General features: G+C 46.3%; 13 protein-coding genes and 1 pseudogene. All 14 read left to right on the top strand.

The features are described from left to right. Window positions 1–38: 38 nt before the first annotated feature. Window positions 39–1,520 (top strand): cytochrome-c oxidase, cbb3-type subunit I, encoded by a 1,482-nt coding sequence (ccoN, locus tag Q0389_RS01240; RefSeq protein WP_298690798.1) that lies wholly within the window; start codon window positions 39–41, stop codon window positions 1,518–1,520. Window positions 1,521–1,534: 14 nt separating this feature from the next. Next, window positions 1,535–2,227: a cytochrome-c oxidase, cbb3-type subunit II gene (gene ccoO / locus Q0389_RS01235; RefSeq protein WP_298690795.1), complete on the top strand. Its 693-nt coding sequence runs from the start codon at window positions 1,535–1,537 to the stop codon at window positions 2,225–2,227. Window positions 2,228–2,237: 10 nt separating this feature from the next. Further along, window positions 2,238–2,441 carry a cytochrome c oxidase, cbb3-type, CcoQ subunit gene (locus tag Q0389_RS01230; RefSeq protein WP_298690792.1) on the top strand — a complete coding sequence of 68 codons (204 nt, stop codon included), beginning with the start codon at window positions 2,238–2,240 and terminating at the stop codon, window positions 2,439–2,441. Between the two features lie 11 nt (window positions 2,442–2,452). Beyond that, entirely contained in the window at window positions 2,453–3,370 is a 918-nt protein-coding gene (locus tag Q0389_RS01225; RefSeq protein ID WP_298690789.1) for a c-type cytochrome, read from the top strand. A gap of 11 nt (window positions 3,371–3,381) precedes the next feature. Continuing rightward, complete coding sequence (locus Q0389_RS01220; protein ID WP_298690786.1) at window positions 3,382–3,588, top strand: DUF4006 family protein; 207 nt, start codon at window positions 3,382–3,384, stop codon at window positions 3,586–3,588. Window positions 3,589–3,710: 122 nt separating this feature from the next. Continuing rightward, complete coding sequence (locus tag Q0389_RS01215; RefSeq protein ID WP_298690783.1) at window positions 3,711–4,409, top strand: 3-dehydroquinate dehydratase; 699 nt, start codon at window positions 3,711–3,713, stop codon at window positions 4,407–4,409. Next, window positions 4,402–4,908: a FixH family protein gene (locus Q0389_RS01210; RefSeq protein ID WP_298690780.1), complete on the top strand. Its 507-nt coding sequence runs from the start codon at window positions 4,402–4,404 to the stop codon at window positions 4,906–4,908. The genes Q0389_RS01215 and Q0389_RS01210 overlap by 8 nt, the downstream gene beginning before the upstream one ends. Before the next feature lie 130 nt (window positions 4,909–5,038). Further along, on the top strand, window positions 5,039–7,381 hold the full coding sequence (locus Q0389_RS01205) for a PD-(D/E)XK nuclease family protein (RefSeq protein WP_298690777.1): 2,343 nt from the start codon (window positions 5,039–5,041) through the stop codon (window positions 7,379–7,381). After that, complete coding sequence (locus tag Q0389_RS01200) at window positions 7,371–10,073, top strand: RecB-like helicase (RefSeq protein ID WP_298690774.1); 2,703 nt, start codon at window positions 7,371–7,373, stop codon at window positions 10,071–10,073. The genes Q0389_RS01205 and Q0389_RS01200 overlap by 11 nt, the downstream gene beginning before the upstream one ends. Window positions 10,074–10,154: 81 nt before the next feature. Then, window positions 10,155–10,577, top strand: coding sequence for a 50S ribosomal protein L13 (gene rplM / locus Q0389_RS01195; RefSeq protein ID WP_294915949.1), 423 nt, complete (start codon window positions 10,155–10,157; stop codon window positions 10,575–10,577). 9 nt (window positions 10,578–10,586) lie between these two features. Then, a complete protein-coding gene (gene rpsI / locus Q0389_RS01190; protein WP_298690771.1) occupies window positions 10,587–10,976 on the top strand; it encodes a 30S ribosomal protein S9 in 390 nt (129 codons plus the stop codon). Window positions 10,977–11,174: 198 nt separating this feature from the next. Next, window positions 11,175–11,534: a hypothetical protein gene (locus Q0389_RS01185; protein ID WP_298690768.1), complete on the top strand. Its 360-nt coding sequence runs from the start codon at window positions 11,175–11,177 to the stop codon at window positions 11,532–11,534. After that, window positions 11,531–12,721, top strand: a complete 1,191-nt coding sequence (locus Q0389_RS01180) for a TolC family protein (protein WP_298690765.1) — start codon at window positions 11,531–11,533, stop codon at window positions 12,719–12,721. The genes Q0389_RS01185 and Q0389_RS01180 overlap by 4 nt, the downstream gene beginning before the upstream one ends. After that, window positions 12,718–13,324 (top strand): annotated as a pseudogene (locus tag Q0389_RS01175) (hypothetical protein); the annotation flags it as partial. The gene Q0389_RS01180 and the pseudogene Q0389_RS01175, both read left to right, overlap by 4 nt.

Here is a 13,324-nt window from a genome sequence, read left to right as displayed (position 1 = left end):
ATAGGCTCTTATGCTTTGAATCTTTAAGGAGGTCGTAAATGGAGAATCGTCCATTGGAGTATGATTATACGGTTGCAAAGATGTTTATGCTTACAACTGTGTTACTCGGAATCGTCGGGATGCTTGTCGGCGTTATTTTGGCATGGGAAATGGCGTTTCCTGCTGTCAATACCATCGCAGGATCTGGATTGGCGGAATATACAAACTTCAGCCGTCTTCGTCCGTTGCATACTGATGCAGTAATTTTTGGATTTACCCTTAGCGGTATTTGGGCTACATGGTACTATGTCGGTCAACGTGTACTCAAAGTATCGATGGCAGAATCAAAATTTTTGATGTTTCTCGGTAAATTGCATTTTGCTCTCTACTTATTAGTAGTTGTTGCTGTTGTTGTCTCATTGTTGTTGGGTATCACAACTTCTAAAGAGTATGCAGAATTCGAATGGCCGATCGATATCGCAGTTGTTGTTGTATGGGTTATTTGGGGTATGTCGATTTTCGGTTTGATCGGTATTCGCCGTGAAAAATCATTGTACATCTCAATCTGGTATTACATCGCTACTTTCTTGGGTATTGCTATGTTGTATCTTTTCAACAATATGGAAATCCCAACGTATTTCGCATCTGGCGGAATCGGTGCATGGTATCACTCTGTTTCTATGTACTCCGGTACAAATGACGCGTTGGTACAATGGTGGTATGGACACAACGCGGTTGCGTTCGGGTTCACAGTACCTATCGTTGCGATGATCTACTACTTCCTTCCGAAAGAATCAGGACAAGCGGTTTATTCCTATAAATTGTCTCTTCTTGCGTTCTGGGGCTTGATGTTTGTTTATCTATGGGCGGGCGGACATCACTTGTTGTTCTCGACTGTACCAGACTGGATGCAAACTATGGGTTCTGTATTCTCTGTCGTATTGATTCTCCCATCATGGGGTTCTGCGATCAATATGCTTTTGACCATGAAGGGTGAATGGCAACAAGTTGCTTCTAGTCCGTTGATCAAATTCATGATCTTGGCGTCTACATTCTATATGTTCTCAACTCTTGAAGGTCCGATTCAAGCGATTAAATCGGTTAATGCTCTTGCGCACTTTACAGACTGGATCGTCGGTCACGTACATGACGGTGTTCTTGGTTGGGTTGCATTCATGATTATGGCTGCATTATTCCATATGGCGCCACGTGTATTCAAACGCGAGATTTATTCTAAATCATTGATGAACACACAATTCTGGGTTCAAACATTGGGTGTTGTTTTGTATTTCACTTCTATGTGGATTGCGGGTATTACGCAAGGTATGATGTGGCGTGCACACGATGAGTTCGGTAACCTTGCTTACTCATTCATCGATACGGTTGCCGTATTGCATCCATATTTCACTATTCGTGCGGTGGGCGGTACATTGTATCTCCTAGGAATGTTCTTGTTCGCTTACAATATGTACAAAACGATGACCAGCGGTCGTCGCGTTGAAGAATCAGAACTACAATCAGCATCGCCGATGGGCGCATAACAGAAGGGGGAAATATGTTTCACTGGTTAGAAAAACACCCGTTCTTTTTCGCGGTAGCGGTATTCGTTACCATCGCGTTTGCGGGACTTATTGAAATTTTGCCAAACTTTGCACAGGCTTCACAGCCGGTTGTCGGGACAAAACCGTATACAACGCTTGAATTGGCAGGCCGTCACGTTTACATCAAAAACAGCTGTAATGCGTGTCACTCACAATTGGTTCGTCCGTTTAAATCTGAAACTGACCGTTACGGTCACTACAGCTTGAGCGGTGAATATGCGTATGACCGCCCATTCCTTTGGGGTTCAAAACGTACCGGTCCGGATTTGATGCGTGTAGGTAACTACCGTACGACTGACTGGCATGAAAACCACATGAAAGATCCTGAAGCGGTTGTTCCGGGTTCAATTATGCCGGCATACCCATGGTTGTTCAAAAATACTGCAGACGTCGATACTGCGTATGCGGAACAAGTAACAGTCAACAAAGCGTTTGCGGTTCCTTATAACAAAGAGATCCCAATGGCAGACGGTTCAAAAGCGACTGTTAAATTGGCAGCGACTTTGGACGAAGCGAAAAGCGATGCTCTCGAAGAGGCAAAAGCTGTCGCGGCAGACATGAAAGATCAAGATGTTAAAGATGCGGTTGCAGCGGGTCAAATCCCTGAAATCGTAGCGTTGATCGCGTATCTTAACAGTTTGAAATAAGGGATAGTGCGTGGATATTGGTACGATTCAAGCCTATGCTTACTTTTTCTTCACCGTCTTTTTGGTGGTGGTTTTGTATGCGTACATCTATCATTTGTACAGTGCACAAAAAAAAGGGAAGCGCGATTATGAAAAGTACGGCAATATCGCGCTACACGATGAGATTACCGATCAGCCGATCGAAACGGTCTCAAAAAACGATGAGATAAAATAGAAGGAGCCATAATGAATAAGTTGATGGTATTCGGTGTTGTCTTCGTACTCGCATTGCTTGGCCTCACATGGGTTATCGCGGGCGGAAACATGGGTGATGACATCGTCAATAAATTGGCGATGCTCGGTGCGGTCGCGACGGCAACGATTGCGATTTTCGTAGCATTGAAATATGTCCGTCAAATGCAGACGGACAAAGCAAGCGGTAAACTTGCTGATGAAAACTGGGACGGAATCGGAGAGTATAAAAACGAACTTCCTTTCGGATGGGCGATTATTTTCCTCGGTTTGAACATTTGGGCTATTTGGTACTTCTTGGCAGGATATCCTGTAAACGCATATTCACAAATCGGTGAGTATAATGAGGAAGTAACAGCGCACGACGTAAAATTCGAAGCGCAATATGCTAATATGGATGAAGATACTCTAAAAGAGATGGGCGGATCGATCTTTATCGTACAATGTGCTCCGTGTCACGGATTGCAAGCGGACGGTATCGATGGAAAAGCGGCTAATTTGAACCAACGTTTGGAAGAGAAAACGATTAAACACGTTATCCAAAACGGTTCAAACAACCAACTTCTCGGTATGGAAATGCCGATGCCGGATCGTAACGGTTTGTTAAATGCGAACACAGGCGCTTTGATCACCGATGCAGAAATCGATGCGGTAGCAAAATATGTTGCCGGCGGAATGAAAGGTACGGAAGGTGCTGACGTATTTGCGGGAACGTGTGCCGCATGTCACGGACCGGATGGAAAAGGTATGGATATGGTTGCTCCAAGCATCGCCGTATTTAATCCGACTCTAATCGCAAACGTATTGAAACACGGTAAAAAAGGTGCTATCGGTCAAATGCCGGCATTCAGCAACTTGACTGACGTTCAAGTAAAAGCGCTTGGTGCTTATGTCACCGGCCTTAGCAAATAAGGAGAGTCATAATGGAAAATCGCAGTGTTTTTGCATTGGACGGTATCACAGGTATGTTGATCGCAACCGTGTTGCTTCTCTCTATCCTCGCAGGTTTGACTATGTGGGGATTGGGTGTACAACAAGGAAACGCGGCTAACTTCTACCAAGTTGAAAACGAAAAAGACATCAAAATGATCAGCACTGAAAACGGTGCTCATCGTGTCAATGTACAGTAAGGGGGTTTAGTATGGCAAGTATCATGGACAAACTTATCACATGGACATTGGTGATTTCCGCAGCGGTTACGTTGTGGGCGGTTGTAACACCGAATCACCTTTATATCGGGTAAGGGTAATTTTTGTTACTCTCGCGAGGGCTGGCGGCCCTCACCTTTTTATTCTTCTCTCTTTCTCTAAATGCTGAATACTTATATAAAGACGATGTTGTTCATAATCCGAAATTTGCTGAAGAGATTAATGCCATCGGCGCAGAGCTAAAAGCAAAAACCGGCGTTTCACTCTATCTGGTCATGGTGCGTGATACCAATGATAGACAAGATGTTGCCGCGTTTGAAAAACAATTGGCATCGGAACTCAAAGAACCGGCAGTAATTATGACATTTATAGAGCTGCAGCAACAAGTTGATATTTTAGCTCGCCCCGTCTCTTTATATGAGCATTTTAATAAAGCACAGATCCTTAGCCCGAACGCGACGTTTATCGGCTCGGTGGTAAGTGCAATCATGTTTGCCCGCAGTTACGATGAAGCAAAAGAGCTGATCGTCAATCGTGGCGGTACGGTTTTGCCGATTTTGGCCGAAAAAACCAAAGGGGATGAAACCGTTCAAAAATATTCGGTAGCGATGTTTAACGGCTATAGCGATACAGCCGATCAAATTGCCGAATCGTACGGAGTAACCTTAAGCTCGTCTGCCGGAAACGGAAGTAGAAACTTTATCGATATTCTCCGTATAATATTTTACGGTATCATACTTTTCGCAATTGCAAAATATTTGCGCGGAAAGTATTTCCGTAAAAAGGAAACCAATAATGAATAAAGATGCAGGCCGTAAATGGCCTATAATCATCGCTCTCTCGATTGTTGCCGTAATCGGATTTTCGGTAATGACGGTTAAAGTAGCAATCAATAATCCGGTTGAAATGTCGGATTACGGGATGCAGGACTATCATCACTACGATAATAACGTAAACGATATTATCGAAGCGAAAATCGCATTTGATCAAAAATACGCTATTGCGTTTATTACTCCTCAGATTCTGGAAAAAGGTTCTGTAATCGAGTATAAGGTTACCGATAAATCCGGAAAACCTGTTAATGATGCAAAAGTTGAAGCGATCTTGACCCGTCCTGATAACAAAGACAGCGATATCAATCTTTCGAATCCTACGGTAACGGAAGGTACATATACGTTTGCTCCGGTGGATTTGCCTAAAGTGGGCCGTTGGGATATTTTGGCCAAAGTAAGTGTCGGAAACGACAGCCGCTATTTTAATATCAAAGCCGATACGCGCAACTCTTCCACTACCGAATTTTAACTTTCTATCCGCATGAGGGTTGCCCTCATCGGAGAAATTTACTACAATACCCGTTATCTAAAGTACGAAAAGATATTTCGTATTTCCACATTGCCCGGATAAACTTCAACACGACCAAGGGATATACCGTATGAATAAAGAGTGCATCGTATTTCCAACTGCACGGTGTGTCCGAGAAGCGATTGAATCTTCCTCCGAGAGTTTTTTGCCTCATATGATGACAATGGGAGAGTTTCTCTCACGCGTACGCGTTTCATCGGGCAAGATCGTTCCCGATGAAGATTTGCGCCTTTTGGCAATGCATGAAGCAAGCGATTTTTCCGCATTTTCCGCATTGAACATCGAGCGAAACTTTTTCACATTTATCCAAAATTCGGAGTATCTTTTCCGATTTTTCGAAGAGCTCTCTTCGGAGATGGTTTCGCTTGATACCCTGCAATCGGTAGACGTTTACGGTGAATACGAAGAACATATTACGATTTTGAAACGGCTGCGTGAACGCTATTATGAAATATGCCGGCGTGAAGAGTGGGCGGATCGGATTTTCAGCAGCGAATCGGTCGAGATACACGGGGAGTTTTTAGGGCAGTTCGAAACGGTTGTTATACATGTCGAGGGATATTTGAGCCGTTATGAAATCATGCTGCTGGAAGCATGTGCGAAACACACACACCTGATAGTGCATTACAATACAACCCGCTACAACCGAAAGATGAGCGATCGGTTCAAAGAGATGGGATTTGATTTGCAAGAAGGGAGAGCGTATCGTCTATTGCTGAGTGATCGGGAGATTCTCAGCCATGCACCGTTGCCGATTAACCGTACGGTTAGCTGCGAAGTCTTCCACAGCCGACTGGCACAGATCGGTTTTGTCAAAGAGAAGGTTGAACGGTTTGTCGAAGAGGGGATCTCGCCTGAAAAGATAGCGGTGATCTTGCCCGATGAAACGGCGGCCGCGATGTTACGGGAGTTTGACAATGAAGGGAACTTCAACTTTGCGATGGGAGAGCCGTTTGAACGCTCCAAGCTGTACCGGGAATGGGAGAGCATTATGCTGCTTTTGGACGAATCGAGCGTCTTGAACCGCGAACGGGTACGCCATATCAATACGGCGCTGATCGAGTGGTTCAGAAAGCGTTATGCACAGAAATTTCAGTTTTCACACATGGAAGAGCTGCTACAGATGATGGCGGAGGCGGATGAAACTTCCTTGGAGACGGTTCGAGATGAGCTCCATCGGTTTAGCCATCTGACACATGCTCTGGAAAAAATGGATTTCAGAGCCGTTTTTCGGATTTTTATGAACCGTCTTCGCAACCGGACAATCGATGATGTTCAAGGGGGGAAAGTGACGGTAATGGGGGTGCTTGAAACCCGTGGAATCGCGTATGAGGGGGTTGTGATCGTCGATTTCAACGAAGGGTACGTCCCTCACAAAAGCGAAAAAGATCTCTTTCTCAATACTAAGACACGTGAATATGCCGGATTGCCGAGTGCGCATGATCGCGAATCACTCCAAAAGCATTATTACTCCATCCTCTTCGACCGTGCCCGTAAAGTGGCTATAAGCTGTGTCCAAAACGCCGAATCGGTTCCATCGAGATTTTTACTACAACTGGGAATCAAAACCGTTCCCGCAGCGTATCGTTACGAAGAAGTACTGTTTCCTGCGGCAGATTTTCGAGAACGTCGTGTAGAGGAGTATACAAGCACATACGATTTTACGGCACAACCGCTTTCGGCGAGTTCTCTCAAAACGTTTTTAACATGCCGACGCAAATTTTACTATCGTTATTGCATGCACATGAAAGAGCATGAACTTCCGCGAGACATGTCTCAGGAACGGGATATCGGGAATGCTTTGCATGGGGTACTGGAAAAACTTTTTGCTCCTGAACAGCGATTTGAGTCGCCGTTGCAGATGAAAGAAACCTTAGGGAAGCTGTGGCAGGAAGAGGAGAAAGATGATCCGTTAGAGCGGCATATGAAGAGGCTTTGGATCGATAAACTGGCTCCGTTTTATGAAAATGAGATACTCCGTTTGGAGGAGGGCGCCCGTGTCCTTTATACCGAAAAAGAGGGGAGTGTGAGGGTAGAGGGGATCACGTTGAACGGACGGATAGACCGGATTGATGAAAACGGCGGCCAACTCGAAGTGATCGATTATAAAAGCGGGCAGTTTCCCGACACCGATAAAGAACCCAAAGAGAGCGATACCGATTATCAGCTCAGCGTTTATGCTTTGTTGGCATCGGAGTTTGGAGCGGTAAGGAACTGTGGATATTATGATTTGGCAAAAGGGGAGCTCAAGATCGAACGGTATTTGGCGGAAAAAACGGAAAAACTCAAAGAGATACTCAAAATGCTTGCATCGCAAAAAGAGTGGAACTGGGAGATGTGTGAGGACCGCAACCGTTGCAGACTTTGTCCGTATGTCTATCTATGTCATAGAGAGGTGATGCGTGGCGTTTGAACCGTTTTTGGCGTATGAAGCCAGTGCCGGAAGCGGCAAGACCTTCAATCTGGTCGTTCGTTACCTGAGTCTCCTTTTTATGGGGGAAAATCCCGCATCGATCGTCGCTTTGACGTTTACCAACAAAGCCGCAAACGAGATGCTTGAGCGGGTAATCATAACGCTCGAAGAGTTGCCATCGCGCAGCGAGCTGGCTCAGATCGCCTTATTGTGCGCTAAAAGCGAAGAAGAGATTCTGGATGAGCGAAGAGCGGTTTTGGAGCGCTTTTTGCGTTCGGACGTCCAGATTTCGACTTTAGATAAATTCTTCGGACGCATTTTGCGCAAGTTTGCTTTGAATGCAGGGTTTGTACCGACGTTTAAAACGATACAGCAGCCGCACGAAACGGCTTTGCTGGAACGGTTTTTAAACGAAATAGAAGTGTCAAAGGCCACGGATGCTCTGGTGCATCTGTCGATTTTGAGTGATAAGCGTCTAAACGATCTGTTCGGGCTTCTTGCGGCATTGTATTCAAAATACAAAGAGTTCGATTTGAACGGTTTCGATGGGATTGAAATACCGCAGGATCTGACGGATACGGCATTGTCGCTCGCACGGGAACTCGCATCTTCGGTACTTTCCAAGCCGCTGAGCGAGCGTGCCCGTAAAACGATGCAGATCGAGAGTTACGATGACCTTTTGGAAAAATCGTGGTTGACCAAACCGACGCTGGAATACTGGGATTTCAAAAAAATTTACGAACCCCATATGGATGATCTGCTCGTTGCTATCCAAAAAGCGGTCGCTTCCCAGATGCGCCGACGCGAACTTTTGTATTTCAAAGAGCTTTTCGCAATCCTTGGTCTTTATATCAAGACGCGTAACGCGATGTCCAAACAGAGCAACGAACTCAGCTTTGACGATATCACGCTAAATGTTCATACGCTGCTCCGTGAGAAGCTGGAGAGCGAGTTTTTGTATTTTCGCCTTGATTCGCGTCTAAAACATCTTCTGCTAGACGAGTTCCAAGATACCAGTATTATCCAGTTCGATATTCTCCGTCCGCTGATCGAAGAGATCCGCTCGGGTATCGGAGTGAACGAGGGGGGAAGTTTCTTTTTCGTCGGGGACGTGAAACAGTCGATTTACCGTTTTCGGGGAGGAGTGAGCGCCCTGTTTCATCAGGTTGCCGAGCTCTTCGACGTGCGTGTGGAACCGTTACGCGTCAATTACCGCTCGCGCAGTGCGATCGTCGAGTTTGTAAACCGGTCGTTTGAGGGGAAGATAAAAGGATATATTCCGCAGCAGAGTCCTGAAAAATACGCCGGGGGATACGTCGAGGTGATCGAGACCGACGATTTGCTCGAAACGTTGGCAAAACGGGTCGAAGGGCTCGTCGGGAAGGGAATCGCTCTCGAAGAGATCGCCGTTTTGACGGTGACCAACAAAGACGGCAGTGCGGTAGAAGAGCATCTGAGTTCAAAAGGATACGACGTCGTGACCGAAACGACGGCCCGTCTCGTCGCGCAGCGCAGCGTTCGGGCGATCATCGAATATCTGCGGTACTGTTATTTCGGTGAGGCGATCTACCGCGCCAACTGTGCGGCTCTGATCGCGGTCGATCCTTCCCGGATCGGACGGGTCGATGTCAGTGATGTCGATGCGGCGGTGATCGATTTCGTACGGCGTTTTCGTCTCGCTGACAAGAGTGCATTGATGTTTATCGAAGCATTGCGCGGATACCGCGACATCGAGGAGGTGGTTTTGGAAATCGACCGTCTCGATACCGCTTCGCCTCAAAGCGATCTGAAAGGGATACGGATTATGACGGTACATAAATCCAAAGGGTTGGAATTTGAACACGTCATCGTATTGGATCGGCTCGGAAACGCCCGATCGCATAGCGATCCTATCGTATATGAATACGATGGGGCCCAGCTGCGGGGGATGCATTATCGGATAAAAAACCGTGAAGCGCTTGATAGGGGGTATGCAAAAGCGCTGGAAGCGGAAAAAGAGGCGGCACGCGAAGATCAGCTGAATGCGCTGTATGTAGCATTGACCCGAGCCGCCTTGTCACTGAGCGTAATACGCAAAACGAAAGGATCGTGGTTTGAGCCGTTGGAGCTTCCGGTGTGCGAAATCGGTCTGCTGGAATGCGGTGGCCATCGTCCGCAGCCCCTGGCTGCTCCGCAGCCTTCGACTTACAAAGGGCTTCGGTTCGGTCGGCAGGATGAAACGCTCCGCCCTCCGAAAGAGGCAACACACGATTACGCAGCGGTTCAATTCGGACTGGCATTGCATTATACGCTGGAGATGATGGGCGATTTTGATCCGTCTTCACTGAAAAATGCCCTTGAATCAACCCGCAATCGCTACGGTGCGGTACTCCACAGCGGTGCGATGGAGGAGATCGAACGGCGGATAGGGCGTTTGATCACCGACGGGATGTTTGAAAAGCTCGTGCGCGGCGATATACGAAAAGAGCAGATGATCCGTCATAAAGAAGCGATCGGTATTATCGATTTGCTGGTCTACAACGAAGGACAATGGACGATCATCGATTACAAAAGCGGACGGGAAGAGGAGCACAAACATAAAGATCAGATCGGCCGCTATAAAGAGGCAATCACCGCATTGACGGGTGAAAAAGCGGTGGGATATCTGTGTTATATCACCGAAGAGACGATCGAATGGGCAGAGTGCTTATAAAAAACTTAATTTAAGCAGATTATAAGTATATGCTGGTACAATTGCGCCACTATTTATAGAGACTTTAAAAGGAGACTCAAGATGAAATTTACTAAAATTGCTTCACCTGAGCAAATCGAACGTAAATGGGTTTTGATCGATGCGGAAGGGAAAACATTCGGTCGTATCATGACTGACGTTGCAGCTCGTCTTCGCGGAAAAGACAAACCGTATTTTACCCCAAATATCGACTGCGGTGATTTTGTTGTTATTATCAATGCGTCAAAAGCGGTTATCAACGGTAACGGGAAAACCGCTACTAAAACGTATCATCGCCACACAGGTTACTTCGGTAACGTAAAAAGCGAAAAATTTACAGAACTTTTGGCTACTAACCCAGAAAAAGTTTTCAAACTTGCAGCTCGCGGTATGCTCCCAAAAACAAAATTGGGTCGTGCGATGTTGAAAAAACTCAAAGTCTATGCAGGTGCTGAACACCCACACTCTGCACAGATCGCTAAGTAAGGATAAACGATGGCAAAAACGTATGCAACCGGCAGAAGAAAATCTTCGATCGCTAAAGTATGGCTTGCTCCGGGTACAGGTAAAATCACTGTAAACGGTCTTTCACTCGATGCATGGCTCGGTGGACTTGAAGCAAAAAAATTGCGTGTTACCCAACCGCTTTCTTTGACAAAACAAGATACATCGGTTGATATCACCGCAACAACTCTCGGTGGTGGTTTTTCAGGTCAATCAGATGCACTTCGTCACGGTATCTCACGTGCTCTTTGCACATTCGATCCGTCATTCCGTGCAATCTTGAAACCGTTCGGTATGCTTACTCGCGACGCTCGTGTCGTTGAACGTAAGAAACCGGGTAAACGCAAAGCGCGCCGTTCACCACAATTCTCAAAACGTTAATCGTTTTTCTCTCCTTTTCGGAGAGAACTTTTCTCTTTTTTTAATACCTCTTTTTTCTATATTTCATTTTAAAATCATCGATTTCTCTCCCTTTTTCAAAACCTGTTTTATCGTCTTTTTGTACCTTTTTCCCGATTCTCATGATTTTCTCATCTTGTATCCCTAAGATTCGGGTTAAAAATACGATGAGGTGTATCTATGAAAACTATTCTTTTGTTACTGCTGAGCTTTTTTCCTTTTGCATTATACGGTGCTATGGGATCGTCCGTGCAAGTACCGGTTCGCGAACACATGAAATACACGTTTGGAAACCATAAAAATCATCCGATTCAAAAACAGGAAGAGAGACGCTATCTGGCATCGTTGGCTCCGTTAAAAGAGGAAGATATCCGTGTAAATCTCATTCAAAACGGCTACGGGATAGATGGTCTACGGCTTCGGGATATTGCATCGGAACTTGTATACGAGGCATTTGTTTCGGATAAACAAGGAGCGCGTCTAACGCTTTATATCGATCCGGCTAACGGTTCTATTTTACACAAAGAAGACGCGCGATGAAAAAAAGATTAATCTATACCGTTGCATTGCTCCCGGTTCTGAGCTACGGGATGAGTTTTAATGCATTAAGCGAACGTGCTTGCGATGTTTCCGGAGAAATCGTCCAAAGAACCGGATACTGGAATGCATCGAAGTATGAAAAAGCGGCGGCTTTAGCGCAAGAGCCTATGAGTATCGAGACTTCGGGACGTGCGATACGCGGGGATGATCCAAAAGACAGCGGTGCGGAATACGGCATGATGGTGGATTGGACGATTAAGATGCCTCAGCTTTATCATGCGCAGGAGCGTGAATATGACCTCGGCTCCGAGTCCCGTCTCAAAGAGATTCGTTTTGAACAATCCCGAATCAAAGTGCAGCTGAAACGGGAGCTGCTGCTCGCGGATCTGGAGAAGGAGAATATCAAGATAGCGGCGGAAAAAGTCAAATCGGCGAAAGAGGCTCACGCTATCGGCGTCAAAAAACAAAATGCCGGGCGGATGTCGCAAATGGAAGTGCTTCGATTAGAGACCGAATACGACTATGCTCTTCAAGAACAGACGAAAATGATGATGGAGTATGACCATGTTCAACACCGTCTGCAAGAGATGACGATGCTAAACGAAGAGGTGCGTGCCGATGATCTGTCGTTTGCATATTTACGCGGAGAAGATCAGATCGAATCGAAGGTGAACAATGCCGCACCTGTTTTGGCTTTGGGCGCAGAAATCGAGACGATCGACGCGCAGATCGAAACGCTGCGGCGCTCTACGGTCGAATCGGTATCGGTCGGCATCGGAGCGACACGGGAGCCGACACAAAACAGCATCGATTTTCGTCTGAGTATTCCGCTCGCATTGAGTGGGAAGAATGAAAATAAGATCGCGGCTCTTATGAGCCAACGCAGCGCCCTCATCCATAAACGGGAGATCATGATGCAAAAATTGTCGTTGAGCGTTCATGCGTTGATGGAGCATCTGAAAGAGCGTGAACTGAGCCTCAGTGAAGCGGCGAATGTTGAACGAAGATACGAGAAACTTTTTGAGATTGCCCAAAAAGGATTTGAGGGGGGGGTCGTAACGCAGTTCGAATATCTGGCAACCAAAAACGCTTTTTACGAAGCGCGTCTCCGCTCTACGGAGTTGAAACGCAATTACATCGAAGAGATGGGTGAAATAGAAGAAAGAATCGGGGGAATTTGGGAATGAAAAAGATACTGTTTTTGGTGATGACGTCGGCCATCGCTTTCGGGGCGATCACGATGAAGGAGTCTCAGATCAAGGAACTCGGGATTACGACCGAAAATGTCCGCTATGTTAAAAGCGATTCTATGGGGCCGTTTATCGGAACGTTCGATTACGGAGATGAAAACTCCTATACCTATACCCTGAGTTCCGAAGCCACGGTGGTCAATGCGGTCAAAAAACCGGGAGATCGCGTCAAAAAAGGGGAGATTATCTGCCGTATCGCTTCTGCGGAATTGCTCAGCAGCAGCTACGAATTGAAAAATATCGAACAGCGGTTGGCATTGGCCAAAGAGTATGCAAAAAAAGACAAAGCGCTTTATCAAGACGGGGTTCTCTCCTTGCGCGAATCGCAAAACAGCTCTCTTGAAGTGATGAATTTGAATGCCAAAGCCGCAGAGGTTATGAGTCGATTCGATTTTGCGGGGGTGGATCGTCATCCGAGTCAGGGGATGGTGTTCGCAGTCCGTGCGAAACGCTCCGGAGTGATATCTTCGGGAGCCTTCATGGGGGGAGAGAAGATCGAACCGTTTGTACCGTATCTCAAAATATCAGATGCAGGTGCAT

It is taken from the genome of uncultured Sulfuricurvum sp. (genome assembly GCF_937936435.1).
Lineage (GTDB): Bacteria > Campylobacterota > Campylobacteria > Campylobacterales > Sulfurimonadaceae > Sulfuricurvum.
Note: the sequence above shows the minus strand (reverse complement) of the source record. Positions and strands in the feature narration are given on the sequence as shown.